This window comes from Kitasatospora sp. MAA4 (assembly GCF_029893355.1).
In the GTDB taxonomy this organism is placed as follows: domain Bacteria; phylum Actinomycetota; class Actinomycetes; order Streptomycetales; family Streptomycetaceae; genus Kitasatospora.
This window is the reverse complement of record NZ_JARZAI010000036.1, coordinates 18751-43420: the sequence shown is the minus strand read 5'-3', so window position 1 is coordinate 43420 and position 24670 is coordinate 18751. Positions and strand designations below refer to the sequence as shown.

Genomic DNA, 24670 nt, shown 5'->3' with positions numbered 1-24670 from the left:
CCAGAACTCAGGGGAGCACCATGGGGCAGCCCGACCGATCGGTCAACCACTACCGCATCGGTGAGGCCGCGGCCATGCTCGGCGTCAGCACCGACACCATGCGCCGCTGGGTCGACGCCGGCCGGGTCGAGGCCGAGCGGGACGACCACGGCCACCGGATCATCCCCGGCGAGCGGTTGGCCGCCTTCGCGCGCGAACTCGCCAAGCCGGGCGCGGCGGAGGCGGAGGGCCGCCCCTCCTCGGCGCGCAACCGGTTCCCCGGCATCGTCACGCACGTGGTGCTGGGTGACGTCGCCGCGCAGGTGGAGGTGCAGGCGGGACCGTTCCGGGTGGTGTCGCTGATCAGCCGGGAGTCGGCCGAGGAACTCGGCCTGGTGCCGGGGGCCAGGGCGACGGCAGTCATCAAGTCGACCAATGTGATGATCGAACGCGGCTGACCCACCGCACCTCACTGCGCAGACCGACCGGAGGAAGAGCTGTGCCATCCGCCCCGCGTCCGCTGGCCGTCGCCCACCGCGGCGACCCGTACCGCCACCGCGAGAACACCCTCCCCGCCATCGCCGCCGCGCTGGCCGCCGGGGCCGACGCGGTGGAGGTGGACGTCCAGCTCACCCGCGACGGCGTCCCCGTCCTGCTGCACGACCGGACGCTCAAGCGGCTCTGGGAACTGGACCGGCCGGTCGGCGCGCTGACGGCCGCACAGCTCGACGAGCGGCGGTTCGCCGGCGGCGAGCGCGTCCCCTCGCTCGCCGAGGCGCTCAAGCTGGTGAGCGGGTCCCCGTCCGCCCGGCTCATGATCGATCTGGACGACCCCGGTCCCGCGGCGGCGGCCTGGCAGGCCGTCGCCGACCTCGGCGCCGAGCAGCGGGTGATGTTCTGCGGTCCGGCCACCGCGATGCTCGCGGTGCGGGCGCTGGCCCCGGACGCGGAGCTCGCGCTCACCTGGAAGCAGCCGGCGCTGCCCGCCCGCCCGCTGCTGGACGATCTGCGCCCGCGCTACCTCAACCCGCCCTTCGGCCTGGTCGACCGCGCGCTGGTGGACCGCGCCCGGGGCGAGGGCCTGGCGGTCAGCGCCTGGACGGTGGACCGGCGGCGCACCATGCGGCGGATGCTGCTGGCCGGGGTCGCCTCGCTGACCTCCAACCGGATCGGCACGCTGCGTTCGGTGATCGACGCGGGCTCTCGCTGATGCCCGAGCCCCGGACCCTCGGCCCGCTCGCGCTGAACCGCGCGCTGCTGGCCCGTCAGCACCTGCTGGAGCGGGCCGAGGCGACACCCGAGGCGATGGTCGGGCAGCTGGTCGGGTTGCAGGCCCAGGCGGTCGACCCGCCGTACTTCGGCCTCTGGTCGCGGCTGCGCGAGATCCGCCCCGAGCAGCTGAGCGCGCTGATCGAGCAGCGTGCGGTGGTCCGGATCGGCCTCCAGCGCGGCACCATCCACCTGGTCACCGCCGAGGACGCGCTGACGCTCCGCCCGCTGCTGCAACCCGTCCTTGACCAGGCCCTGCGCGGCGCCTACGGCAAGCGGCTGACCGGGCTCGATCTGGACGCGCTGGCCGAGCAGGGCCGCCGGCTGGTCGAGGCGCAGCCGCGGACCTTCCAGCAGCTGGGCGAACTGCTCGGCGCCGCGTACCCGGACCGGGACCCGGCCGCGCTGGCCCAGGCGATCCGCGCCCGCCTCGCGCTCGTCCAGGTCCCGCCGCGCGGCCTGTGGCGGGCCGGCGGACCCGCCGCGCACACCACCGCCGAACACTGGCTCGGCCGCCCCTGCGCGGCGCCGGCGGACGGTGCGGGCGGCCTGGAGCAGCTGGTGCTGCGCTACCTCGCCGCCTTCGGGCCCGCCACCGTCGCGGACGTGCAGAAGTGGTCCGGGCTGACCCGGCTCGCCGCGGTGCTGACCCGGCTGCGCCCGCAGCTGGTGGAGTTCCGCGACGAGCAGGGCCGCACCCTGTACGACCTCCCCGACGCCCCGCGCCCGCCCGCCGCGACCCCCGCCCCCGTACGGTTGGTCGCCCCCTTCGACAACCTGCTGCTCTCGCACGCCGACCGCACCCGGGTGCTGCCCGAGGAGCACCGGCCGCGGGTGATGACGCAGAACGGCATCGTGCTCGGCACGCTGCTCCTCGACGGCCTGGTGGCCGGCTCCTGGCAGCTGTCCGCCGCACGCGGCGCGACCCGCCTGCACCTGCGCCCCTTCGGCCCGCTGACCCGTGCGGCGCGCGCCGAGGCGGTGGCGGAAGGCGAGCGGCTGCTCGACTTCGCCCTGCCGCCGGGCGAGAGCGGCGAGGTCGAGGTCGAAAGCGTCGACAGCGTGCGCGGCGGCTCCTAGCGGGACGCGCCGAGCCCGCGCATAGCGGACACTCCGTCAGATGGTGTGCTGAGATGGTCGAATGTCCGAGCAGCTGCTGCCGCCCGCCGTGCGGACGGCCGCCGCCTGGTCGGCGGCCGTGATCCTCTTCATCGGCGTGGGCGCGATGGTCGTCTTCGCCTTCGTGGAACTGCGCGCCGCCACCATCCCGATGACCGTCGCGCTGCTCGGGACGGCGCTGCTGCAACCGGTGATGCCCTGGCTGGTCGCGCGGGGCCTGGGGCGCGGGACGGCTGCCGCGCTGACCTGCGCCGTGCTGGTGGCGGTGGTCTGCGGGGTGCTGGGGCTGCTCACCAACTCGCTGGTGCACAGCGCCCCGCAGATCGCCGAGTCGCTGAAGCAGGCGGGCGATCAGCTCGCCGACTGGCTCGGTCCGGCCGGCGACCGGTTGCAGGCGGGCCTCTCGCAGGCCGCCGGCGCCGGCGGACCGGCCGGCGGCTCGCTGCTCGGTTCGCTGGCAGGCGGCGTGCTCTCGGGCCTGATGGTCGAGGGCAACGTCCTGCAGCCGCTGATCCAGAGCCGGACGGTCGAGCTGCACCCCGCGACCATCATGTTCGCCGTGGTCGCCGGCGCCGGGATCGCCGGCATCATCGGCGCCCTGCTGGCCGTCCCGCTCTGCGCGGCGGCCATGGGCATCGTCGCGGTCCTGCGCGGCCGTCCGCGCCAGCGCACTCGGTGAGCTACCGGCCGGTATCGTCTGTGCTCCACGAAGGTCGGATCAGAGATTGGGTGCGGCAGCGATCATGGAGTTCCGCGAAGACATCCTGGGTGCCCCGTACGAGGCGGCCGAGCTGCCGCTGGCCGCGGACGAGGAGGGCGCGGTCAGCGCGACCCTGGTCAGGCGGCTCGTCCCCGGGTCCGAGAAGGCCGTGCTGTACCTCCACGGCTACACCGACTACTTCTTCCAGACCAACCTGGCGGAGCACTTCGTCGCCGCCGGCTTCTCCTTCTACGCCCTGGACCTGCGCAAGTACGGGCGCTCGCTGCGGCCCCACCAGTCGCCCAACTTCGTCCGTGACCTGTCCGCCTACGACGAGGAGGTCGAGGAGGCGGTCCGGATCATCCGCGAGCAGGACGGTCACACCCGGCTGCTGGTCAACGGCCACTCCACCGGCGGACTGGTGGCCGCCCTGTGGGCCTCCCGCCGCGCCGGGCGCGGCCTGGTGGACGGGCTCTTCCTGAACAGCCCGTTCCTCTCCATGCCCACCAGCCCCGCCATGCGCACCCTGGGCGCGCCCGCGGTCGGCGCACTCGGCCGCCTGGCGGCCACCCGCAAGCTGCCCGCCCCGCTGAACCCGCACTACGTGCACAGCCTGCACCGCGCCCACCGCGGTGAGTGGGAGTTCGACCTCGCGCTCAAGCCCGCCGAGGGCTTCCCGCTCTACGCCGGCTGGCTGGCGGCCATCCAGCGCGGCCACCGCGCGGTGCGGCGCGGGCTGCACGTCGACGTCCCCGTCCTGCTGATGGCTTCCACCGCCTCGGTCGTCACGAACAAGTGGGACCCGGCGATGCTCCAGCGCGACGCGGTCCTGCGCGCCGACGACATCGCGGCGCTCGCACCCCGCCTGGGACGCCACGTCACCACCGTGCGGATCGAGGGCGGCATGCACGACCTGGTGCTCTCCGGCGAGCAGGCCCGCACCCAGGTCTTCCAGGAGCTGGACCGCTGGATGGGTGCGTACTTCCCAGGTCATATGCTGCGGGAATGCTGAGAGACACCGACGCGGGCGAGCCGGTCCCGGTGCTGCGCGAGGTGGCGCTCGGGACGGCGAAGCTGATGCCCGATCTGGACTGCGACGGCGGCTGGCTGCTGACGCTGGACGGCACCCCGCAGTCCTACGTCGACCTCGCCGACCCGACCCGGCTGGAGTTCGAGTACACCCGCCGGATCGGCCACCTGGCCGACGTGCTGGCGCCCGAGGGCCTGGCCCTGGACGCGCTGCACCTGGGCGGCGGCGCGCTCACCCTGCCCCGCTACCTCGCCGCCACCCGCCCCGGCTCGCGGCAGCGGGTGGTGGAGCTGGACGGCCCGCTGATGGAGCTGGTCCAGGAGGTGCTGCCGTGGACCGGGCCCGACCTCGCCGTGACGGTCGGGGACGCCCGCGAGGCCCTGGGCGGCGTGGCGCCGGGCTCGGTCGACCTGCTGGTCGCCGACGTCTTCCAGGGCTCGCGCACCCCCGCGCACCTCACCTCGGTGGAGTTCGTCACGCTGGCCGCTGCCGCGCTGCGCCCCGGCGGCTGCTACGCGGCGAACCTGGCGGACGGCGCACCGCTGGAGTTCGCCAAGGCGCAGGCCGCCACCCTGCGGGCGGTCTTCCCGCAGACCTGCCTGGTCGCCGAGCCGTCGGTGCTGCGCGGGCGCCGGTTCGGCAACGTGCTGCTGGTCGGCTCCGACCGTCCGCTGCCGGTCGAGGCGCTCAGCCGCCGGCTCGCCGCCGACCCGTTCCCGGCCCGGCTGGTCGAGGGGGACGAGCTGCGCCGACTGGTGCGCGGCGTCCAGCCCGTGACGGACGCCTCCGCCCGCCCCTCCCCGCCCCCGCCGGCCGGGGCGTTCAGCATTGCCTAGAGAGGACCAGTCGTTGACCGAGCAGAGTGCGAGCGAGGACGCCGGCGCCCTGCTGCCGCCGGCCCTGACCGTTGCGCCGCTGTCGACCCGGCGCCCCTCGGTCACCGCCCTGGGGTTCGCCGAGCGGCCCTAGCGGCCGTAGCCGGTGGGGCCATACTGGAGAGCATGGCGCAGAAAACCTCTCCGCCGCGCCGCCCGCCGACCATTACGGTCAAGGGCCGCGACGTGCGGCTACGCACGATCGGGATTGCCGTCCTCGCAGTGCTCGCTGTCTGGTTCATCGCGGCCAACACCGGATCGGTCTCCGTCAAGCTGTGGGTTACCAGCGTCGCGCTGCCCCTGTGGGCGGTCCTCACCGTGACGCTGCTCACCGGCCTGGTCATCGGCTTCTTCCTCGGCCGCCGCCGCGCGAGGCAGTGAGAACACGGTCGACCGTCCGTCGGGCCGCGGTGCGCAGTCCGGACCTGGAAGACGGCCGGGCGGACGCGGTCACAGCATGCCGAGGTCCTCGGCCCGATGGACGGCCTCGCTGCGCCGGGTGACGGAGAGCTTGCGGTGGATGCTCTTCAGGTGGGTCTTGACCGTGTTGGCGGAGACGTAGAGCTCGACCGCGATCTCCTCGGTGGAGAGCATCCGGGCTGCCTGGCGCAGCACCTCGAGCTCACGCACGCTCAGCGCCTCGACCAGCGGGGGCGATGGATCGCCGGCCCCCGCCCGCCCGGCACCGAGGTGCGCCGCCCCGAGGCCGGCCGGCAGCAGCGCACGGATCTCTGGGCGCTTGCCGAGCAGGGGCTTCGGGAGCTCACCCAGCAGGCGGTCGGCCTCGGCGGCCGCCTGCTCGACGGCGGCGAGATCTCCGGCCTGGCGCCCTGCCAGCAGGCCCAGGAGCGCGCGGCCGAGCCGACGGGCCGGGTTGGCGGCATCCGACAGATGCGCGTCGGCACGCCGCAACGCGGCCGTACAGCCGTCGAGATCATGCTCGGCCAACCGGCAGGCTGCCCTCACCAGTGCCGGAGCCGCACCCGTCAGATCCGGCGGCATGGCGGCGAAGGCGTGCGACAGCCGTTCCCTGTCCGGACCGTTGAGGAGCCGACCGAGTGCCAGGTTGTCGGCCAGCTGGTCCGTGGCGAACTGCCAGTCGCCGCCGGCGGCGGCCTGGATGAGGGCTTCGGTGAGCTGTCCGGCGTCGGCGAGCCAGTGCGCCGCCCGCTGGTGCAGCCCGGGTTCGAGGCCGGGGCAGCGGTGGCGCAGATGCGTGTGCAGGACCTCGGCGAACAGGGGATGCAGGCGGTACCAGGCCGTTCCGTCGACCCGTTCCACGAAGGCGTTGGCGCGGGCGAGGGTGGCCAGGTTCCACTCGGCGTCGTCGCGGCCGGTCAAGACGTCGGCGAGTTCAGGGTGGATACGGTCGGTGACGCACGTACGTAACAGCAGGTCCTGGACCGGCGGAGCCTGCCCGTCGAGCACCTCGCGGACCAGGTAGTCGGCGATAGCGGTGCGGTCAGCGGCGAACTCACGGGCAAACGCCTCGGGATCGGCACTTCGCTGCATGGTCAGCGCGCACAGGCGCAGGCCGGCGGCCCACCCGTCCGTGCGCTCGACCAGCCGCCGGATCCCCGTCCGGGAGATCTCCAGCTCGTGCTCACGCAGCAGCGCGGCGGCCTCCATGGTGCTGAACTTCAGGTCCGCGTTGCGGATCTCGGTGATCTCGTCGGCGGCCCGGTAGCGATGCAGCGGCAGCAGGGTGTCCGTCGTGCTGGTCAGCACGAGCCGCAGGCCGTCAGCGGCGTGACGGAGTACGAACCGCAGACCCTCGGTGATCTCGTGCCCGGATGCCGAGTCGAACTGGTCGAGTACCAGGATCACGGGCTCCGCCGACTCGGCCAGCCCCTCGGCGAGACGTACCAGGAAGGACTGGCTCACGCCCTCCGCGCTGGTGGGTCGGTCCAGATCGCCCGGCAGCTTCACCCGGTGCCGGTCGAACGCCTCCAGTACGTAGGCCCAGAACACGCCGGGGGCGTCACCTGGTTCAACTGTCAACCACACGGTCGGGTGCGGCGCCAGGCCCGCGGTGATCCACTGGGCGGCGAGCACCGTCTTGCCGGCACCGGTCGGGCCGTTGAGCAGGGTGAGCGGCCGCCGTACTCCGGTCGTCAGACGGTTCAGCAGCTCGGGGCGCCGGACGACGCGCCTCGGCGGCCCCGGGACGGTGAACCTGGCGGCGAGCATCGGGTCGCCGGACGGTGTGAGGGTCCAGCGATTGGGTGGGGCATGGGAGTTGGAGACTGCGTGGCGCTGCATGGGGTCACCGGGGTTCACGAGGGGTGAGACCTTCGACCAGCCGACACTTCCACTCAACCCCCGTGCACCGGTGATCACCACTTGCGGTCACCCGGACCGGGTGAGGCGATCCCGAGGGGATCCGCCGCACCGTGGAGCCAGTACTGCCGTGCGGCCGCGACCGAGGGAGTAGACCATGAACAACGCGGTGAGCCTGGCTTCGGACTATCCGCTGCTGAACCTGTTCTGGACCATTGCGATCATCTTCCTGTGGCTCATGTGGTTCATGCTGCTGTTCCGGGTCATCGGCGACATCTTCCGTGACCACGAGCTGAGCGGCTGGGGCAAGGCGCTCTGGACTCTGTTCGTGGTCATCCTGCCGTTCCTCGGTGTCCTGGTGTACCTGATCGCCCGGGGTGGGAGCATGCACGAGCGCGACGTACAGCGGGCCAAGCGCGCCGAGGAGGAGTTCCAGACCTATGTCCGCGCCGCCGCGGGCACCTCCGGAAGCACCGACGAGCTGGCCAGACTGGCCGAGCTCAGGAAGAGCGGCGACATCACGGAGGAGGAGTACGCGAAGGCCAAGGCCAGGGTCCTGGGGTAACTGCTTCATCGCTGCCCGGTAGGCGGCCGGCGGTTGAACGGCACCTCCACCGCACCCTGTCACTCGGCGATCAGGACGGCGACGCCGGTGACCCGGTCGGCTGCGAGGTCCGCCAGTGCGGTGTCGGCCCGGCTCATGGCGTAGCGCTGCACGTGGACGGTGGGGCGGTTCCGGGCGGCCTCGGCCAGGTAGGCGCGGCCGTCCGCGCGGGTGTTGGCGGTGACGCTGCGCAGGGTGCGTTCCTGGAACAGGTGCCGGTCGTAGTTCAGGCCGGGGATGTCGGTGAGGTGGATTCCGGCCACGGCGAGCGTGCCGCCCCGGTCCAGGGCGGCCAGCGCGACGGGGACCAGGTCGCCGACGGGGGCGAAGAGGATCGCTGCGTCCAGGGGTTCTGGTGGGCTGTCGTACGCGCCCCGGGCCGACGCGGCGCCGAGTTCCAGGGCGAGGCGCTGTGCCTCCTCGGACCGGGTGAGGACGTGCACGACGGCTCCGCGGGAGAGCGCGAGTTGGGCGGTCAGGTGCGCGGAGGCCCCGAAGCCGTAGATGCCCAGTCGGCCGCCGGGCGGCAGGTCGGTGCGCTCCAGCGCGCGGTAGCCGATGATGCCCGCACACAGCAGCGGGGCGAGCTCCTCGTCGGCCGGGCCTTCGGGCAGCGGGTAGGCGAACCGGGCGTCCACCGTCGTGTGTCCGGCATAGCCGCCGTCGAGGTCCCACCCGGTGTAGCGGGAATACGGGCAGAGGTTCTCGTGGTCTGCACGGCAGTAGCGGCAGGTACCGCAGGTGCCGGCCAGCCAGGCTGCTCCGACCCTGTCGCCGGGGGTGAACTCCGTGACGGCGGAGCCGGCTTGCAGCACTCGGCCCACGATCTCGTGGCCTGGGGTGCAGCGCGGTCTGTGCGGCACCAGGTCGCCCTCGGCCAGGTGGAGGTCGGTGCGGCAGACGCCGCAGGCTGCTACCTCGATCAGGATCTCCCGCGCTCGTGGTTCCGTGATCGGCCGCTCCACGCGACGTAGCGGGAACGAGTCGAGCGGACCGGGCCGCTCGACCACCCAAGCGGTCGTGCTGAGCGTCTCGTGCCGGGGTATCGCCATGTCCGCCCCTTCCGGAGGCATGGGCCGGGGCGACGACAGGAGCACCCGGCCCATTCCATCCTGCTCCTGGAGCGCTCCAGGAGTCGACCGTCCGTGCGGTCGAGGTTGTACCGGTTCGGCACGCAGTCGAGCGGTGTCAGCCGCGCACCGCGAGCAACTCATCGACCTGCTCGGCGAGTTCCGGGTCGGCCTGTCGGCAGGCCTGCAACTCGGCCTCGGCCTCGGCCCGGCGGCCGAGCCCGAGCAGGCAGCGGGCCCGCTGCAGCCGGGTGTCCGGGTCCTCGCCGCCGTCCTCGGCGAGCAGCCCGTCCAGCAGCTCCAGGGCCCGCGCGAAGCCGCCCGCGTCGGTCTGCGCCACAGCCAGGTTGAAGGCGATCCCCGGCCCCTGGCTCAGGCTCAGCGCCCGCTCCAGGTCGGCGACGGCGAGCTCCAGATCGCCGTTCTCGTAGGCGAGCACCCCGCGCAGTGCCCAGGCCTCGGCGCAGTCCTCGTCCGCCAGCAGGGCCGCCGTGAGCGCCTCCGCGGCCGCCTCCGGCTCGCCCGCCGAGCTGTGCAACTGGGCTTTGAGGCAGAGTAGTTCGGTGTTGTCGGCGGCCAGTGCCAGGCCCGCCTCGACATCGCGCCGGGCGCCGTCCAGGTCGTCCAGCTCGCTCAGCAGCACGGCCCGGTTGAGGTAGGCGTCGGTGAACTCGGGGTCGAGCTCCAGGACATAGCCGAAGTCGGCCACCGCGCCTGCCACGTCGCCGAGTTCGGCCTTCACGTCGGCCCGGTTGTAGTAGGCCTCGGGGAACGGCGGGGAGAGCCGGATCGCCTGCTCGTAGTCGGCCAGCGCCTCCTCCGCGCGCCCCAGCCGGCGCAGGATCATGCCGCGGTCGAACCAGTACTCGGCGTAGTGCGGGTCGAGTTCGATCACGGCGGTGTAGCCTTCGAGCGCGTCGGCGTGCCGGCCCAGCGAGGCGTGCACCTGCGCGCGGTTGTAGCGCAGCACCGAGCGGTGCAGGGCGTGCTCGGTGGGGTCGAGCGCCTCGTCGAGCCGGGCGAGCGCGTCGTCCAGCAGCAGCAGGGCCTCCTGCGGGCGCTTCTGGTGCACCTCGATGAGGGCGAGCCCGTTGCGGTTGAAGGCGGTCTGCATCGCGCGCTGCTTGGTGTCGCCGACCAGTCCGGCGAAGGCGATCGCCTGGTTGATCCAGCCGCGGGCAGCCTGGTGGTCGCGCTGGTCGGGGTCCAGGTGGCGGGTGTAGAGCATGGCGGTGGCGTAGGCGGCCTGCAGGTGCACCGAGGCCGAGGTGGTGGCGGCCCGGGCGCCGTTGTAGAGCGGCAGCGCGAGTTCGGGCAGGCCGAGCGCGGCGTACGAGGTGGTCATCTTGGTGGTGAGGGCCCACCAGTGCTCGAAGTGGCTCTCGTGGTCGACCAGGGTGAGCCCGCGCTGCGCGTAGTCCACCACCGCGTGGTAGAAGCCCAGGTCCATGCAGATGTTGAGCGCGTGCACCAGGGCGTCGGCGCCCCGGCCGGCCGGGGCGCTGCCGTGCTGGGCGTGCCAGGCGATCGCTCCCAGCGCCAGGGAGGGTTCGCCCAGCTGCTCCAGCTCGGTGCGGCGGGCGTCGTGCAGGGCGGTCCGCCGCTCCGGCGCCAGCGCCTGGTAGGCGGCGAGCAGCCGCGGGTCGTCGGCCGTCCCGTCGCCGTCGACGAACTCGCCCGCGGGGTCGTCACCGAGCGGGCCGGGGGCGCAGTCGTGGTCGACGGCCCGGCAGTACCTCTCCAGTGCCGGCGGCAGTGGCGCGGCGACCGGCCCCTCGGGATCGGCGCTGAACTCCGCTCCGGTGCTGACCACCAGCGTGAGCAGGGCGGGGTCCATCCGGCGCAGCAGTACGGCCACCAGCTCGCGGTCGGTCGGGTCGGCCTGGTGCAGATCCTCGATCAGCAGGGTGCGCGGGCCGGCGTTCAGCTCCTGGAGGTACTCGGTGAGGAACTCGGCCAGTCCGTGGGCGATCCGCAGGGCGGGAGGTGCTAGATCATCCTGTGGCTCACCCTGGCGTGTCAACGAGCTGACAGATGTTCAACAGTGAAACGGGAGAGTCCTGTTCGGGCCTGTGCGGGCGGCGGGCAGCGCCGGCGGGGACCGATTTCAGTCCCCGCCGGTGTTTAGCCCGAGCTCAGCGCGGCTGCGCCTTGGTTCGCCGTCACCGTCCTGAGGCTCGCGGGGTGAGTGTGGCGGTCAGACCGGTGAGGAGGGTGTCGAGGCCGCGTTCGAGTTCGGCGGCTCCGTCGTATGCCTCGTTCGGTAGGGCAGTCTGCGGAGATGCGAACTGCCTTGCTGTTTGAGACGGTTGAGGGACAGCGCCGATGATGGCAACGGCCCCTGGGTACCGGCGCTGTCCGCTGCGATGCGAGGTGCCAGTTGCGATGACGACCACGATGAACATCCGCGCTCACGGGGCCGAGCAGGTCAGGGCGCTGGAGAGGGCACTCGGTTTCGAACAGCCCTCGCCTGAGGCCACCCGGGCGGCGGGCGCGGCGCTGATCCGCGCGCTGCAGGATCGCGCCGAGCGCCGGCGGGCGGAGTTCGTCCGCGCGGCGGAGCTTCGGCGGCCGGTCCTGGACCAGCTGCTGGGCGCTGCGGGGGTGCGCGAGGCGATGCTGCCGCTGCGGGAGGACCAGAAGAAGCGGGCGGCGCGCAAGGCCGCTGCCGCGCGCCGCCCGCGCGTCGACAGGACTCTGGACTCGACCTTCGACGCCGGCACCAACTTCGCGATCAAGACGCCTCCCTTCGACGGCGGAATCGCGGAGGGAGCGGGCGGGTCGGTCGACCCGGGGCACGGCACCTTCGGTTTGAACGTCCAGGCGTTCGGCGAGTCGAAGAGCTGCGGCGTCACGATCGGCTCGTGGTTCTTCACCCCGAACGACAACCCCTTCCAGCGGTTCGCGGTGACCATCCACTACGACATGGACTGGTCGGACCACGCGAACGGCTACGTCGCGCACAACGACTTCTCGACCGTCCTCACCGTCTACGACGGCGCGCTGCCGATGGTGCAGGCCGAGGTGCAGCCCGCCTGGAGCAACGGCGTCGGCTGGTTCGACTCCTCCAGCGGGTCCGAGTCCGGCGCCTGGACCGTTGCGGAGACCTTCTTCAAGGCGAACGCGGGCCACTCCTACTTCTGCCAGGTGGGGTTGTCCGCCTCCGCGGACTCCGATAGCGGTACGTTCGGCTTCGCCGACTCGACCATCCACATGAACGGCTACATCCAGGACATGGTCCTCGGTGGCCTGGGTTGACCGACGAGTGCGGGACGAGTGGGAGGTGTCGTGGTGGCCGCCGCCGGAATTCTGTTCGAGACGGTGAGTGTCGGGAAGCCGGATGACGTCAATGTGATCATCGGGCAGTCGCACTTCATCAAGACCGTGGAGGATCTGCACGAGGCGCTGGTCGGGGTGAGCCCGCACCTGCGCTTCGGGCTCGCCTTCTGCGAGGCCTCCGGCGCCTGCCTGGTGCGCCACTCGGGCAACGACGACGCCCTGGTGCGGCTCGCGGTCGCCAACGCGAGCGCGATCGGCGCCGGGCACTGCTTCGTGATCCTGCTGCGCGAGGGCTACCCCGTCAACGTGCTCAACCAGGTCAAGGCGGTGCCCGAGGTCTGCACGGTGTACTGCGCGACGGCCAACCCGGTGGACGTCCTGGTCGCGGTCACCGAGCGGGGACGCGGGGTGGCCGGTGTGATCGACGGCGCATCGCCGGTCGGCATCGAGACGGAGTCCGATGCCGCCGACCGGCGGCAGCTGCTGCGCGACCTCGGGTACAAACTCTGAGACGGAACTTAAAGGGCTGGCAAAGCGTTGGCGGGGTGGCAGCGCGTTAGGCTGTTTAGTTCCCGCACTGTGTGCCCCCGGAGGTAGCCCGCCTTGTTCCACATCGACGCCTGGATCAACAGCGTCCCGCCGTTGGCGGTGTACCTGCTGGTCGGCCTGATCATCGGGGTCGAGAGCATCGGCATTCCGCTGCCCGGCGAGATCGCCCTGGTCTCGGCAGGCCTGCTGGCCGCCAAGGGGACGGTCAATCCGGTGCTGGTCGGGGTCTGCGCCGTGGCCGGAGCGGTGATCGGCGACTCGATCGGCTATGCCATCGGGCGCCGCGGCGGCAAGCCGCTCTTCGAGAAACTCGGGAAGAAGTTCCCGGCGCACTTCGGGCCCGACCATATGGCCACCGCCGAGCGGGCGTTCCAGCGGTGGGGGATGTGGGCGGTCTTCTTCGGCCGGTTCATCGCGTTGCTGCGGATCTTCGCCGGGCCGCTGGCGGGTGCGCTGCGGATGCCGTACTGGAAGTTCCTGATCGCCAACGTGCTCGGCGGCGTGATCTGGGCGGGCGGGACGACGGTCGGCGTCTACTACGCGGGCAAGGTCGTCGAGAAGTACCTGCAGAGCTTCTCGTGGGTCGCCCTGGTGCTCGCCGCGCTGGCGGGCGCGGCCTCGGCCGTGGTGCTCAAACGCCGGGCGGCGCGGATGCGCGCCGAGCACGAGGCGGCGGACGTGGTGGACGCGGCTGACGGCAGGGTGGCTGAGCAGGCGCTGCCCGTCGGCGAGTGACGCAGCGTCACGCCGTAGGATCTCCGCAGAGGCAGTGGCCAGCAGCACAGCGGAGGTTTCGATGACCCAGCAGCAGTGGACCGCAGTGGACGAGTACCTGAACGGCGTCCTGGTAGGGGAGGACGCCGTCCTCACGGCCGCGCTCGCCACCAGCCGGGCGGCGGGCCTGCCGGAGATCGCGGTCGCCCCCAACCAGGGCAAGCTGCTGCACCTGCTGGCCGTCACCATGGGTGCCCGCCGGATCCTGGAGGTCGGCGCGCTCGGCGGCTACAGCGGTATCTGGCTGGGCCGGGCGCTGCCTGCCGACGGGCGGCTGATCTCGCTGGAGATCGACCCGAAGCACTCGGCGGTCGCCCGCGCCAACCTGCACGAGGCCGGCCTGGAGAAGGTCGCCGAGGTGCGTACCGGCCGGGCCGTGGACAGCCTGGCGGAGCTGGTGGACGATGGCGCCGAGCCCTTCGACCTGGTCTTCATCGACGCCGACAAGCCCAGCAACCCCGACTACTTCCGCTGGGCGCTCAAGCTCACCCGCCCCGGCTCGCTGATCGTCATCGACAACGTGGTGCGCGGCGGCGCGGTGGCCGACGCGCAGAGCACGGACCCGTCCGTGCTGGGGGTTCGCGCGATGCACGAGCTGATCGCGGCCGAGCCGCGGGTCACGGCCACCGCGGTGCAGACCGTCGGGCTCAAGGGGTACGACGGGTTCACGCTGGTCCGCGTCATCGGCTGACCTGGCGGAACACGCGGAAAGCGGAACGAGGGAGAGGGCGCGGCACATGCGGATCGGACTTCTGGGCACCGGCCCCTGGGCCCAGCGGGTGCACGCGCCCGTGCTGGCCGAGCACCCCGGGGTGGAGTTCGCCGGGGTGTGGGGCCGGCGGCCGGAGGCGGCCGCCGAGCTGGCTGCCGCGCACGGGGTGCCGGCGTACCAGGACGTGGACGCCCTGTTCGCCGCCGTCGACGCGCTCTCACTGGCCGTGCCGCCCGCGGTGCAGGCCGGGCTCGCGGTGCGCGCCGCGCAGGCGGGTTGCCACCTGCTGCTGGACAAGCCGCTGGCGACGGACGTCGAGCAGGCCGCCGCCGTGGTGGCGGCGGCCGAGCGGGCGCGGGTGCGTACCGAGGTCTTCTTCACGCTGCGCTTCGACGTGGGCCAGTCAGCCTGGACGGAGCAGCAGGCCGCCGCGGGCGGCTGGTTCACCGGCCACGCCGACTGGCTGGGCTCGGTCTTCGCCGAGGGCACCGCCAGCCCGTACGCGGCCTCGCCCTGGCGCCGGGAGAAGGGCGCGCTCTGGGATGTCGGCCCGCACGTGCTGTCGGTGCTGCTGCCCGTCCTCGGCGAGGTCGAGTCGATCACGGCGGCCGGCGGTCCGGGCGACACCGTGCACCTGGTGCTGCGGCACGGCGGCGGTGCCTCCAGCACGGCGCGCCTCAGCCTGACCGCGCCGGTGAAGGCCGCGGGCATGGGCATCGAGCTGCGCGGGGAGGCCGGGGTGAGCCGGATGCCGGACTCGACCGCCGGTCCCCGGGCCGCCTTCGCGCGCGCCGTCGACGCGCTGCGCGCGGAGCAGCCGCACCCGTGCGACGCGGCCTTCGGCCTGCGGGTGGTGCGCGTCCTGGCCGCCGCCGAGGAGGCGCTGAGCACCGGCCGCACCGTCCGGCTCGCGGCAGGCCGAGTCACCGATTAATCGATGGAGCGGTCCGGCGGAGGCACCCTAGGGTGGCCGGACACGATGTCGTCAACGGGAGCGGGCCATGCGGACGCACTACCCTCGCACCCCGCACCTGCCCTGGTCGCCGGGGGCCACCTCGGACGACGTCCGGGCCGGCGGTCTTGCAGGGCTGCTCGGCCGCGAGGTCGTGGTCACCGAGAAGCTCGACGGGGAGAACACCACGCTCTACCCGGACGGCCTGCACGCCCGTTCGCTGGACTCCGCGCACCACCCGTCCCGGGCCTGGGTCAAGGCGTTGCAGGGCCGGATCGCCCGGTCGATCCCGGCGGGGTGGCGGGTCTGCGGGGAGAACCTCTACGCCCGGCACTCGATCGCCTACGGGGATCTGGAGAGCTGGTTCTACGCCTTCTCGGTCTGGGACGGCGAGGACCGCTGCCTGGACTGGGACGAGACGGTGCGCTTCGCCCGGCGGCTGGGGGTGCCGGTGCCGCCGGTGCTGTGGCGCGGCGTGCTGGACGAACGGGCGGTGCGGGCGCTACGGGTGCTGCGGCTGGACACCGAGCGCCAGGAGGGCTACGTGGTCCGCACCGCGGAGGGCTTCGGGCGGGCGGAGTTCGCCGACCGAGTGGCCAAGTGGGTCCGTCCGGCGCACGTGCGCACCGACACGCACTGGATGCACGCCGCCGTGGTCGCCAACGGGCTGCGGCCGGGCGCCGCGCTCTGGGACGTGCAGTCGGGGGCGCCGGTCGACGTGCCGGCGCTGCTGGCGGCCGTGCGACTGGGGCCGGGGGAGCTCGGCGGCCCGGGCGCGGTCGAGCGGGCCGAGGCGGCGGTGGCCGACGTCTCCGCGCGCCTCGAACTGCTGGGACGTACCGGCGCGGCCCGGCTGACGGGCGTGCTCGCGGCGCTGCTGCACGGTGCGCGCCGGGGACGGCTGGCGCCGCGGCTGGTGGCGCCGCTGGGCATGGCGCGGGCCCGCCGGGTCGCGGACCTGGTCGGCCTGCACACCGCCCTGCACGCGCCGTTCCCCGACGAGGAGCGCCGGGCCGGGCTGGTCCGGCTCTCGCCGGCGGCTGACCTCGGGGTGCTGCACGCGGTCGCGGCCGCGGTGCTGACCGGGCGGACGGACCCGGCGGCCGCCGAGGCCCGCGAGCAGGTCGAATGGTCGGCGCTGCACGCCGAGGCCGCCGACCTGCTCGGACCGGCGCCGCTGGGCGAGTTGCGTTCCGCGCTGCGCCGCGAGCTCGACGCGGACGGCCCGCCGGAGCCCGCCGTGGCCGACCGGTACTGGGCCGAGGCGCTGGAGGGCAGCGCGCTGGGACGGATCGGCACCGCGCAGGAGGCGCTGGCGCGCGGCTGGCGGCTGCGCGAGGGGGAGTTCCCGCGCCTGGTCGTCATGGTGGGCCCCTCCGGCAGCGGCAAGAGCGGCTTCGCCCGCGCCCTGCCCGGCGTCGACGAGGTGCTCGCACTGGACGACCTGCGCGAGGCCCGCGGGGACCGCTCCGACCAGCGGGCCAACGCGGCCGTGCTCAGCGAGGGCCTGGCGCGGCTCGACGCGGCGCTGACCGGGCGGCGCACGGTGGTCTGGGACGCCACCTCGCTCACCCGGCCGTCGCGCTCGCTGGTGCACGCGGTGGCGCGGCGGCGCGACGCGCTGGTCACGCACGCCGTCGTACTGGTCGAGGACGAGGAGCTGGCCCGGCGCAACGCGGTGCGCCCGCATCCCGTCCCGGCGGCGGTGCTCGCCGCGCAACTCGACCGCTTCGCCCCGCCCTACCCCGGCCAGGCGCACCGCACCTGGTACGTCGGCCCGGGCGGCACCGTGGACGACACGGTCGGCTCACTCGACAGTCCGGACCTGTGATGCGCACCAGCGAGGAGATCTACCACCGGATCCGCTGGGATCAGCGGTTCGATCCGGCCCGGTTCGTGCTGGGCGTCAACGTCCGCGCCACCGCGCCCAAGCGGGTTCCGCTGCCCGCCTTCGTGCCCGGCGGCGACATCCCGTGGCACCGGGTGCTGTTCGTGGAGGCGGACGGCGAGGTGGTCTGGGACCGGGCGGCGGGTCTGGACTGCCTCGACGCCTCGGAGCTCGGCCGGGCGCAGGACCCGCGCCGACTGCGCGCGCCGTTCTTCACCGCCCGGACGCCGCACGCCTGGGACCCGGTGCGCGGCTGGTGCCCTGCCGCGGCCTGGGACGGCACGCCGCCGGTCCGCACCCGGGCGGCGGCCGTCCGGGTACTGACCTGGAACACCCTGTGGGACCGCTACGACCGCGACCGGATCGACACCGCCCGGCGCCGGCCGCTGCTGCTGGCGGCGCTGGAGCGCGCGGACGCCGACGTCATCGCGCTCCAGGAGGTCGAGGCGGGCCTGCTCGACCTGCTCCTCGCCGCGCACTGGGTGCGGGCCGGCTACACGCTGGGTACCGACCCGGCCGGGCGGGACGTGGACGACAGCGGGCTGCTGCTGCTCAGCAGGCTGCCCGTCCGGGAGGCGGCCCAGCACGCCCTCGGCCCGCACAAGGCCGTCGCGGCCGTCACCGTCCAGACGGCCGACGGTCCGCTGACGGTGGCCGGCACCCACCTGACCAGTGACCACTACGACCAGGGCGCGCTCAAGCGGCAGGACGAACTCGCCCGGCTCGCCGAAGGGTTGGCAGGAGTGGAGGGTGACCTACTGCTGCTCGGCGACCTCAACGACGGCGGCGACGGACCGGCGGCCCGGCTCGGCCTGCGGGACGCCTGGAGCGAGGTGCGCGGTGCGGCCGACCGCACGCCCACCTTCGACCCGGGTGCCAACCCGCTGGCCGCCGTCTCCTCGCTGTCCGGCCGGGCCTCGCGGCTGGACCGGGTGCTGGTGCGCGGGCCGGAGCTGCGGGCGACCGCGGCGGAGCTGTGCGGTGACGCGCCGGTCGACGGGCTGTTCCTGTCGGACCACTATGGCGTGCTGGCCGAACTGGGCAGCACGGATGCGGCGTTGGCCGATGACGTGCTCGACGCGGCGCCCACCGCTCGGACGGCGGTCGCCTGGATCCCGCCGGCCGAGCTGTGGCCGGCGATCCAGCAGGTCCGCCGCGAGCACGATCCGCAGATCGACCGCTGGCCGCCGCACGTGAACCTGCTCTTCGGCTTCGTGCCGGAGGCCGAGTTCGAACGGGCCGCCCCGCTGCTGCGCGCGGCGGCGGCGAGCGTCGCCCCGTTCACCGCGCGGCTCGAAGGGGTCCGCAGCTTCGCGCACCGCGGCGACGCCACGCTCTGGCTCGACCCGGCGGCGGCCGATGCCGCGCCCTGGGCGGCGCTGCGCCGCGCCCTGGAGTCGTCCTTCCCCCGCTGCCGGGGTCGCGGCGACGGCTATACCCCGCACCTGACGCTCGGGCGCGCCCGTGAGCCGCGCCGGCTGGCCGCCGCGCTCGCCGGTCGGCTGGGCGGGAGTTTGGCGCGGGTCGGGGAGCTGGTCCTGCTCTCCCGCCGGGGCGAGGGGCCGATGCAGGCGCGGGCCACCGTCGAGCTGGGGACGGGCGAGCTGCGCTGGCTGCCCGAACCTGCGCTGGAGCCCGCCGTCGACGGCGGTGGCTGCGACCGGGGGGCGGAGCAGGTCGTGCGGCGGCTGTCGCAGGAGCTGGCCGACGGGGTCGTGCACGTCGTCGGCTCGCGGCGGCTCGGGTGCGCGCTGCCGGGCGCGGACCTGGACCTGGTGGCGGCGCTGCCCGGCGCCGCCGACTCGGCGGAGCCGTCGCAGCTGTCGGAGCTGTCGCAACGGGTACGGGCGGCGCTGCCGCAGGCCGTCCGGGTCCGGCCGGTGATCGGCGCCCGGGTGCCGGGGCTGCGCCTCCAGGTCGACGGCCTGGCCGTGGATCTGGCGGTGGTCGCCACCGGGCAGCTGGCGCCCACCGAGGCGGTGCAGCGCCGGGCCGAGCTGGGGGAGGCGGCCGCGACGGCGCTGAGCGCGGTCAGCGACGCGGACGCGATCCTCGCGGCGGTCGGCGCCGACCGCGCCGCCTTCACCGAGCTGGCCCGGCAGGTGAAGGAGTGGGCGCGGGTGCGCGGCCTGGACTCGGCGCCGTTCGGCGGCCTGCCGGGCCTGGCCTGGACGGTGCTGGCGGCCCGTACGGTCCGCGAGGCGCCGCCGGGCACCGGGCCCGACGGGTTGCTGCGGCAGTTCTTCGGCAGCTGGGCGGCCTGGGACTGGCGTGAGCCGGTGGAGTTGCTGCCAGGGACTGTGCCTGCCTCCTCCTCCTCCTCCGAGGCAGCGCTGACGATCCTCACACCGACCGGGCCGGTGCGCTCGTGCACCGAACAAGTGAGCTTCGGTGGCCGGGAGTTGCTGGTGCAGGAGCTCTACCGGGCCTGGGAGGCCCTGGAGGACGGCCGCCGACCCGAGCTGCTGTCACCGCCGCCGCTGCACCGGCGCCACGCGGCCTGGGCGGTGCTGACCGTACGGGCGGTGCGGGGCGAGGAGTTCGACTGCACGCTCGGCCGCGTCCGGGGCCGGCTGCGCGCGCTGCTGACCGTCCTGGAGCGGTCCGGCCTCGCCGAGCCGCACGCCTGGCCGCGGCCGTTCGAAAGCAGCTCAGACGAGGCGCGTTACGCCATCGGGCTCGGCCGCACGCCGCCGGACGCCGCCCGGCTGGCGGCGATCACCGCGGGGTGGGCCGAGGGCCTGCCGGGCGTCCGGATCGACTGGGCCGAGTGCGGGGTGGTGCCGACCCTCACGACCCTTGCCCGCGCGAGCAGATGACCGTGAACAGGGTGAACGAGGCCAGGAACGGACCCTGTTCGAGCGCGGCGAACCAGGCGCGGCCGCGCTGCTCCTCGACCAGGCCCGCCTCGATCGCCCGCTGCATGTTCCGGCCCAGCGCCAACACGTAGTCGGCCTGCGCGAATTCGCGGAACACCGGGGTGTTGGCGTGCACCGAGCGCACGGTGAACCCGGCCTGCTCGGCCAGCCGCGGCAGGCGGCGGCCGATGGTCGCGTTGCGTACCGCGACGGAGCTGGTGAAGCTGGTGAAGGCGCGGCTGGTCTCCAGATCCTCGGCGTCCACCAGCAGGGTGTCCCAGTCGGGTTCGGCGAGGGCGACCAGCGCGCCGGGCCGCGTAGCGCGGTGCAGCCCGGCGAGCACCGTGCCGGGGTCCTCGACGTGCATCAGCACCCGGTCGATCCTGGCCCGGTCCACGCTGCCGTCCTCGAGCGGGAGTTGGTGCACGTCGCCCTCCAGGATCCGCACCACGGGCAGCTCGGCGGTGCGCCGGCGCGCCGCGTCGAGCATCGCCAGGTCCCGGTCCACCCCGATCACCCGCCCGTCCGGGCCGACCAGTTCGGCGAACGCGGCCAGGTCGGTGCCCGGTCCGCAACCGAGGTCCAGGGCCGTCTGGCCCGCCCGGACGTCCAGCAGCGCGAGCAGCTGCGCCTTGTACGCGCGGCCCGCGTCGGCGGCGGCGGCGTTGAGCATGTAGGCGGCCTGGTCGGGGCGCGGCACTCCGAGAGTCGTCGTCATGACGAACAGTCAAACACGGATGGCGGGCGGACGACTCAGGTCGGGCGGCGGTCGGCGGGGCGGCGCGGCGGGATGGGGACGGCGGGGAAGTCGCGCGGGCCGGTCCAGAGCGTGGGGACGGCGTCCACCCGGCGGCAGATCTCGTACGCGATGGCCTCGTAGTTGACCCGCCAGCCCTGGAAGTGCGGCCAGGCCAGCACGGTGGGCCGCTCGGTCTCGAAGCCGGAGGCGACGATCATGCTGACGGCGGCGTCGAACTCGGGGTAGCTGATCCGGATCGGGCTGTCCGGCTCCGGGTCGGGGTCGAACGGGAACCGCAGCACCCGGGCGATGTCGCGCAGCGCGGTGAACCCGGCGCGCAGCACCAACCGGGCCTCGGGCGGCGCGGTGCGCGGGTTGAGCGCGAGTTGCAGGGCGGCCGCGTCCATCACGGTGATCAGGCCGACGATCCAGCTGCGGTGCGGCTGGGGCGAGCGGAAGGAGAGCAGCACGGGGTAGTTGGAGTGGCTCTCGCCGAGCTCGGCGGCCAGCCGCTCCCAGTCGCGGTAGAGCTGCGGCAGTGCGGTCTCGGTGTCCACCAGCGACTGGCGGGCCAGCAGTTCGGGCCCCCAGGCCGGTTCGCCGGCCCGCGACTGGAGCAGCGTGACCTCCACCTCACGGCGGTTGTAGGAGCCGTAGAGGGTGGGCAGGTAGGCGATCTGCAGGGCGATCACCAGCGGCCCGCTGGCCGCGGCGAGGAAGTCGATGCCGGAGAGCCGCAGCCGGTCGCCGCTGGCGTAGCCGAGGGTGAAGAGGCTGGAGCCGGCCTCGCGCAGCGAGACTCCCCAGGTCAGGTTCGAGTTCGCGTAGAGCAGCAGCGTGAAGCCCGCCAGGAAGGCGCAGAGCCAGCAGAACAGCATGCCGACCAGCATCAGCGGCGCCAGCCAGGCCTGCGCGCGGTCCTGCGCCCGGTAGGTGCCGAACGGGTTGGCGCAGAGCCGCAGGATGGTGCGCAGCACCTGCCAGAGCCGGGAGACCAGGGTGGAGTAGAGCCCCCGGGGCACCACCAGGGTGCGCAGGATGCTGGCGATGGTGAGCGCGAGCAGCAGGATGCCGGCCAGCGCGGAGATCAACCTCATGGGGACCATTGTCGATCATCCGGCGGGGCGATGGCGGCCACCGGGCGGGTACGGGCGGGTACGAGCGGGCGAGCGTCGGCTGTCGGCGCACTTCGGTGCTGTGCTGCGTCCGCCGGGTGGGCGAACGGGTTGCCGGGCGCGGCGTGGCGCGGGGCGGGCTCGGCGCCGTTGCGGGAGGCTCGCAGGAATCCGACGGCCCCGAGGAGACCCCGCCATGACCTCACCCACCGTGCCGAGCCCGCTCGACCGCCTGCTGGAGGCGGTCAATGCGGGTCAACTCGACGCGTTCCTGGACTTCTTCACCGCCGACGGCGTGGTCGACGACTGGGGGCGGGAGTTCCGCGGCCGGGAGGCCATCAAGGGCTGGAGCGACCGGGAGTTCCTCGGCTCGGCGGTGACGCTCAAGGTCACCGGGGTGGCGCAGAACGGCGCCGAGGTGGTGGTGAGCACCGAGGTGGGCGGCAACGGGTTCAACGGCCCGTCCGACTTCGCCTTCTCGGTGGACGGCGATCGGGTGCGCCGGATGCGGATCACCGGCTGAGGGCGCGTTGTGCGGGCGGCCGCCGGATGCTGCCGCCCGAACAAAGCTGATGAGACGTCAGTTTTGTTGGGAGAGCTGGCTGAAGCGGTCCAGGCTCTGCTGGTAGGCGACGGGCGTCACGTGCACGGGACCGGAGTACGGGTGGGTCATGTGCAGGACCAGGTAGACGCCGAAGCCCACCACCGCGCCGACCAGGCCGAGTGCGACGGCCTCGCGGCGCTGGAACGTCAGGCCCGCGATCGGCGCGTAGAGCAGCACGAGCAGTCCGGTGCCGATCAGCGCGGGGTAGAGGGGCGCGGGCAGTGAGGCGGTGGCGTCGGCCAGCCGGATCTGCCGCTTGGTGTAGACGTCGTCCAAGTCCGCCAGCATGGTGGTGCGTTGAGCGGAGTCGGGGAGCGCCTCGACGTGGCTGCGGACGGCGTCCAGGCCGGCCCAGGTGCCGGAGTCGGCCGAACCGTGGCTCATCGCCCGGAAGTCCGGGCCGATCACGTCGGTCACGTAGGCGCGCAGCAGGGGACGGGTGGACGCGTCGGCGTCGGTGTAGGCCGCGTTGAGCGAGCGGGCCTCGTCCCAGGTGTGGCCGCGGGCCGTGTTGAGGTTGGACCAGGATCCCGCGATCAGGAACGCGGTGACCAGCATGAAGGACGAGAGCGAGGCGGACCCGAGAAAGCCCAGGGCCCCTCCGGAGAAGGTGCCCTCGCGCGAGCGGCTGGTGCGGCCGAAGGCGGCCAGCACAGCCACGGCGGCGCCACCGCCGATGATCACGGCGACAATGATACCCAGGCTCAACGACCTCTCCCTGCAGTGTGGTTGATGAAGGTGACCGCGCCGGCCAGGACGGCGGGCACGGTGATCGCGACGAGCATGAACGCGCTGTCGGCCGGGCCGACGGCGGGGACGGTCAGGCTCTCGTCGGGCGGCCGGGTCGGTACGGCGGTGGTGGCGTGCAGCCGGCTGGGCGCCGGCGGGGGCGGCAGCGGCGCGGCGACGGTGTGCGTCGCCCTGGGGACGACCGGTGCGGGCGCGGCCGGGTGCGGGGTGGGCTTGGTGGGCGGCGGCGCGAGGTGCGGGGTCGGCGGGGGTAGCGGTGGAGGTGGGGGTGGTGGCGGCGGGGGCGGGGTCGGTGGGTGCGGAACCGGCGGGTGCGGAACCGGCGGGGGAGTGGGCGGGGCGGGAGGTTTGGGCGGCGGTGGCGGTGTGGGCGGTACCGGCGGGGGCGAGGGGTGGCAGTGCCCGGGGTCGGGATCGGGATCGTGGTGGTGATGGTGTCCGGGGTCGTGATGGTCCGGGTCGTGGTCGCCGGGGTCGTGGTCTCCGGGATCTCCGGGATCGCCGGGGTCACCCGGTCCGTGGTGCCCGGGGTCGTGGTCCGGCTGGTGGTGGTCGGGGCCGGCGGGCCCGGCGGTGCTGCGTCGCATGCGAGGAAGCTAGCCATCGGCCGCCGTGCCTCCGGGGCGAATTGCATTCTCCTGCAACCGATTTGACTCTTCAGGGGGTGAAAAGTTCGACTTTCCATACGTGCGCCGAACTCATGTTCCCGCCGCAACGTGCCGCAGGGCGGCCGATCGTGATCAGGCGGCCAGGTAGCGCCGGAGCAGGATCTTGCACTCCGCGATCAGCGCCGGATCGCCGTCCCGGTCGTGCTGGAAGGCGAGTTTGAGCACCGAGTCGGCGCATTCCAGCGCCACCCGCAGGGCCAGCGCGGAGGGGCCGCGCCCGCCGGTGCTCAGGTGCTCGGAGGTGAGCCGGTGCAGCCGGTGGGCGACCGTGCTGTTGTTGTCGAGCGTGACGTCCAGCAGGTGTTCGGCGTCGCCCAAGGCCGACGGCGTCGGCCCGGTGAGCCCGAAGTCCAGGGCCCCGAAGCCGGCCACGGCACGCTTCATGGCGACGAACTCCTCGACCGCGAGGTCCACGAAGCCACCGATGTCCTGTGGGCACTCGGCCTCCAGGCGGCGGGTCAGCCGGTCCAGGTAGCGCTGCAGGTTGCGCCGGGCGAGCGCCGCCAACAGGCTCTGCTTGCCGGAGAAGAACTGGTAGAGCGTGCCGATCGGCACCTGCGCGCGGGCCGCGATCTCCTTGGTGGTGAGCGCCGCCGCGCCGATCTCGTCCAGCAGTTCGGCGCAGGCGTCCAGGATCCGCTCCAGGCGTTCCTGGCTGCGCTGCTGGACGGGTTGCCGCCGCAGGACCTCGGTCTGCTCGCTCATGACTCCACTGTGCCGCATCCGGCGTTCCGGGCGCGAATCAATACCATGAGGAAGGCTCATGTTCTTCGGCAGTCCCTCGACGGCGGGACCGCTGGAGGTCGCCGTCACCGGGACGGGTGAATTACTGGCTCTCCTCACGGGCGATGGGGCA

24 protein-coding genes are annotated in these 24670 nt (G+C 73.6%); 16 read left to right on the top strand and 8 right to left on the bottom strand.

From position 1 onward, the window contains the following. Positions 1 to 20: 20 nt before the first annotated feature. The 7 genes from P3T37_RS32860 (at position 21) to P3T37_RS32830 (ending at position 5353) form a co-directional block, all read left to right on the top strand. Entirely contained in the window at positions 21 to 437 is a 417-nt protein-coding gene (locus tag P3T37_RS32860) for a helix-turn-helix transcriptional regulator (RefSeq protein WP_280727589.1), read from the top strand. Positions 438 to 478: 41 nt separating this feature from the next. Then, the gene (locus tag P3T37_RS32855; protein ID WP_280727588.1) at positions 479 to 1189 is read left to right on the top strand and encodes a glycerophosphodiester phosphodiesterase; all 711 of its coding nucleotides are present in this window, start codon (positions 479 to 481) and stop codon (positions 1187 to 1189) included. After that, complete coding sequence (locus tag P3T37_RS32850) at positions 1189 to 2328, top strand: winged helix DNA-binding domain-containing protein (protein ID WP_280727587.1); 1140 nt, start codon at positions 1189 to 1191, stop codon at positions 2326 to 2328. The genes P3T37_RS32855 and P3T37_RS32850 overlap by 1 nt, the downstream gene beginning before the upstream one ends. A 61-nt stretch (positions 2329 to 2389) precedes the next feature. After that, complete coding sequence (locus P3T37_RS32845; protein WP_280727586.1) at positions 2390 to 3046, top strand: AI-2E family transporter; 657 nt, start codon at positions 2390 to 2392, stop codon at positions 3044 to 3046. Positions 3047 to 3110: 64 nt separating this feature from the next. Further along, complete coding sequence (locus tag P3T37_RS32840; protein ID WP_280727585.1) at positions 3111 to 4079, top strand: alpha/beta hydrolase; 969 nt, start codon at positions 3111 to 3113, stop codon at positions 4077 to 4079. Beyond that, positions 4073 to 4933: a fused MFS/spermidine synthase gene (locus tag P3T37_RS32835; RefSeq protein ID WP_280727584.1), complete on the top strand. Its 861-nt coding sequence runs from the start codon at positions 4073 to 4075 to the stop codon at positions 4931 to 4933. Before P3T37_RS32840 ends, P3T37_RS32835 begins: the two co-directional genes overlap by 7 nt. Positions 4934 to 5098: 165 nt before the next feature. After that, the gene (locus tag P3T37_RS32830; RefSeq protein WP_280727583.1) at positions 5099 to 5353 is read left to right on the top strand and encodes a LapA family protein; all 255 of its coding nucleotides are present in this window, start codon (positions 5099 to 5101) and stop codon (positions 5351 to 5353) included. Positions 5354 to 5422: 69 nt separating this feature from the next. Here P3T37_RS32830 and P3T37_RS32825 read toward each other — a convergent pair whose 3' ends face one another. Further along, positions 5423 to 7234 carry a LuxR family transcriptional regulator gene (locus tag P3T37_RS32825; RefSeq protein ID WP_280727582.1) on the bottom strand — a complete coding sequence of 604 codons (1812 nt, stop codon included), beginning with the start codon at positions 7232 to 7234 and terminating at the stop codon, positions 5423 to 5425. A 175-nt stretch (positions 7235 to 7409) separates the two neighbouring features. Here P3T37_RS32825 and P3T37_RS32820 point away from each other — a divergent pair, with 175 nt between their 5' ends. Then, positions 7410 to 7817 (top strand): SHOCT domain-containing protein, encoded by a 408-nt coding sequence (locus P3T37_RS32820; protein ID WP_280727581.1) that lies wholly within the window; start codon positions 7410 to 7412, stop codon positions 7815 to 7817. A 59-nt stretch (positions 7818 to 7876) separates the two neighbouring features. Here the strand turns inward: P3T37_RS32820 and P3T37_RS32815 are convergent, their stop codons facing one another. Continuing rightward, positions 7877 to 8908, bottom strand: a complete 1032-nt coding sequence (locus P3T37_RS32815) for a zinc-dependent alcohol dehydrogenase family protein (RefSeq protein WP_280727580.1) — start codon at positions 8906 to 8908, stop codon at positions 7877 to 7879. 136 nt (positions 8909 to 9044) lie between these two features. Next, complete coding sequence (locus P3T37_RS32810) at positions 9045 to 10949, bottom strand: tetratricopeptide repeat protein (protein WP_280727579.1); 1905 nt, start codon at positions 10947 to 10949, stop codon at positions 9045 to 9047. Positions 10950 to 11311: 362 nt separating this feature from the next. On the opposite strand from P3T37_RS32810, the gene P3T37_RS32805 reads away from it, so the two are divergent. The 7 genes from P3T37_RS32805 (at position 11312) to P3T37_RS32775 (ending at position 19899) form a co-directional block, all read left to right on the top strand. Beyond that, positions 11312 to 12184: a hypothetical protein gene (locus P3T37_RS32805; RefSeq protein ID WP_280727578.1), complete on the top strand. Its 873-nt coding sequence runs from the start codon at positions 11312 to 11314 to the stop codon at positions 12182 to 12184. A gap of 63 nt (positions 12185 to 12247) precedes the next feature. Then, positions 12248 to 12715 (top strand): adenosine-specific kinase, encoded by a 468-nt coding sequence (locus P3T37_RS32800; RefSeq protein WP_280727577.1) that lies wholly within the window; start codon positions 12248 to 12250, stop codon positions 12713 to 12715. Between the two features lie 93 nt (positions 12716 to 12808). Further along, positions 12809 to 13489 carry a DedA family protein gene (locus tag P3T37_RS32795; RefSeq protein ID WP_280727576.1) on the top strand — a complete coding sequence of 227 codons (681 nt, stop codon included), beginning with the start codon at positions 12809 to 12811 and terminating at the stop codon, positions 13487 to 13489. 61 nt (positions 13490 to 13550) lie between these two features. Then, positions 13551 to 14219 carry an O-methyltransferase gene (locus P3T37_RS32790; RefSeq protein ID WP_280727575.1) on the top strand — a complete coding sequence of 223 codons (669 nt, stop codon included), beginning with the start codon at positions 13551 to 13553 and terminating at the stop codon, positions 14217 to 14219. Between the two features lie 46 nt (positions 14220 to 14265). Continuing rightward, positions 14266 to 15174, top strand: coding sequence for a Gfo/Idh/MocA family oxidoreductase (locus P3T37_RS32785; RefSeq protein WP_280727574.1), 909 nt, complete (start codon positions 14266 to 14268; stop codon positions 15172 to 15174). Between the two features lie 67 nt (positions 15175 to 15241). Then, entirely contained in the window at positions 15242 to 17023 is a 1782-nt protein-coding gene (locus tag P3T37_RS32780; protein ID WP_280727573.1) for an RNA ligase family protein, read from the top strand. Next, positions 17023 to 19899 carry a poly(A) polymerase gene (locus tag P3T37_RS32775; RefSeq protein ID WP_280727572.1) on the top strand — a complete coding sequence of 959 codons (2877 nt, stop codon included), beginning with the start codon at positions 17023 to 17025 and terminating at the stop codon, positions 19897 to 19899. The genes P3T37_RS32780 and P3T37_RS32775 overlap by 1 nt, the downstream gene beginning before the upstream one ends. Here the strand turns inward: P3T37_RS32775 and P3T37_RS32770 are convergent. Beyond that, entirely contained in the window at positions 19871 to 20656 is a 786-nt protein-coding gene (locus P3T37_RS32770) for a methyltransferase domain-containing protein (RefSeq protein WP_280727571.1), read from the bottom strand. The genes P3T37_RS32775 and P3T37_RS32770 overlap by 29 nt on opposite strands. 35 nt (positions 20657 to 20691) lie before the next feature. Beyond that, a complete protein-coding gene (locus P3T37_RS32765; protein WP_280727570.1) occupies positions 20692 to 21774 on the bottom strand; it encodes a hypothetical protein in 1083 nt (360 codons plus the stop codon). Between the two features lie 214 nt (positions 21775 to 21988). On the opposite strand from P3T37_RS32765, the gene P3T37_RS32760 reads away from it, so the two are divergent. Further along, complete coding sequence (locus P3T37_RS32760; RefSeq protein ID WP_280727569.1) at positions 21989 to 22315, top strand: nuclear transport factor 2 family protein; 327 nt, start codon at positions 21989 to 21991, stop codon at positions 22313 to 22315. 57 nt (positions 22316 to 22372) lie between these two features. On the opposite strand, the gene P3T37_RS32755 is transcribed toward P3T37_RS32760, so the two are convergent. From P3T37_RS32755 to P3T37_RS32745, 3 genes are all read right to left on the bottom strand, one after another. Beyond that, entirely contained in the window at positions 22373 to 23080 is a 708-nt protein-coding gene (locus P3T37_RS32755) for a hypothetical protein (RefSeq protein WP_280727568.1), read from the bottom strand. A gap of 20 nt (positions 23081 to 23100) precedes the next feature. Beyond that, complete coding sequence (locus tag P3T37_RS32750) at positions 23101 to 23733, bottom strand: hypothetical protein (protein ID WP_280727567.1); 633 nt, start codon at positions 23731 to 23733, stop codon at positions 23101 to 23103. Between the two features lie 153 nt (positions 23734 to 23886). Further along, entirely contained in the window at positions 23887 to 24519 is a 633-nt protein-coding gene (locus P3T37_RS32745) for a TetR family transcriptional regulator (RefSeq protein ID WP_280727566.1), read from the bottom strand. Positions 24520 to 24670 lie beyond the last annotated feature (151 nt).

Excerpts from the sequence above, each read along its gene's own strand:
- P3T37_RS32860 (WP_280727589.1), top strand. The coding sequence starts at position 21 with ATGGGGCAGCCCGACCGATCGGTCAACCACTACCGCATCGGTGAGGCC.
- P3T37_RS32850 (WP_280727587.1), top strand. The coding sequence starts at position 1,189 with ATGCCCGAGCCCCGGACCCTCGGCCCGCTCGCGCTGAACCGCGCGCTG.
- P3T37_RS32845 (WP_280727586.1), top strand. The coding sequence starts at position 2,390 with ATGTCCGAGCAGCTGCTGCCGCCCGCCGTGCGGACGGCCGCCGCCTGG.
- P3T37_RS32840 (WP_280727585.1), top strand. The coding sequence starts at position 3,111 with ATGGAGTTCCGCGAAGACATCCTGGGTGCCCCGTACGAGGCGGCCGAG.
- P3T37_RS32835 (WP_280727584.1), top strand. The coding sequence starts at position 4,073 with ATGCTGAGAGACACCGACGCGGGCGAGCCGGTCCCGGTGCTGCGCGAG.
- P3T37_RS32830 (WP_280727583.1), top strand. The coding sequence starts at position 5,099 with ATGGCGCAGAAAACCTCTCCGCCGCGCCGCCCGCCGACCATTACGGTC.
- P3T37_RS32825 (WP_280727582.1), bottom strand. The coding sequence starts at position 7,234 with ATGCAGCGCCACGCAGTCTCCAACTCCCATGCCCCACCCAATCGCTGG.
- P3T37_RS32820 (WP_280727581.1), top strand. The coding sequence starts at position 7,410 with ATGAACAACGCGGTGAGCCTGGCTTCGGACTATCCGCTGCTGAACCTG.
- P3T37_RS32815 (WP_280727580.1), bottom strand. The coding sequence starts at position 8,908 with ATGGCGATACCCCGGCACGAGACGCTCAGCACGACCGCTTGGGTGGTC.
- P3T37_RS32805 (WP_280727578.1), top strand. The coding sequence starts at position 11,312 with ATGACGACCACGATGAACATCCGCGCTCACGGGGCCGAGCAGGTCAGG.
- P3T37_RS32790 (WP_280727575.1), top strand. The coding sequence starts at position 13,551 with ATGACCCAGCAGCAGTGGACCGCAGTGGACGAGTACCTGAACGGCGTC.
- P3T37_RS32785 (WP_280727574.1), top strand. The coding sequence starts at position 14,266 with ATGCGGATCGGACTTCTGGGCACCGGCCCCTGGGCCCAGCGGGTGCAC.
- P3T37_RS32780 (WP_280727573.1), top strand. The coding sequence starts at position 15,242 with ATGCGGACGCACTACCCTCGCACCCCGCACCTGCCCTGGTCGCCGGGG.
- P3T37_RS32775 (WP_280727572.1), top strand. The coding sequence starts at position 17,023 with ATGCGCACCAGCGAGGAGATCTACCACCGGATCCGCTGGGATCAGCGG.
- P3T37_RS32770 (WP_280727571.1), bottom strand. The coding sequence starts at position 20,656 with ATGACGACGACTCTCGGAGTGCCGCGCCCCGACCAGGCCGCCTACATG.
- P3T37_RS32765 (WP_280727570.1), bottom strand. The coding sequence starts at position 21,774 with ATGAGGTTGATCTCCGCGCTGGCCGGCATCCTGCTGCTCGCGCTCACC.
- P3T37_RS32760 (WP_280727569.1), top strand. The coding sequence starts at position 21,989 with ATGACCTCACCCACCGTGCCGAGCCCGCTCGACCGCCTGCTGGAGGCG.
- P3T37_RS32750 (WP_280727567.1), bottom strand. The coding sequence starts at position 23,733 with ATGCGACGCAGCACCGCCGGGCCCGCCGGCCCCGACCACCACCAGCCG.
- P3T37_RS32745 (WP_280727566.1), bottom strand. The coding sequence starts at position 24,519 with ATGAGCGAGCAGACCGAGGTCCTGCGGCGGCAACCCGTCCAGCAGCGC.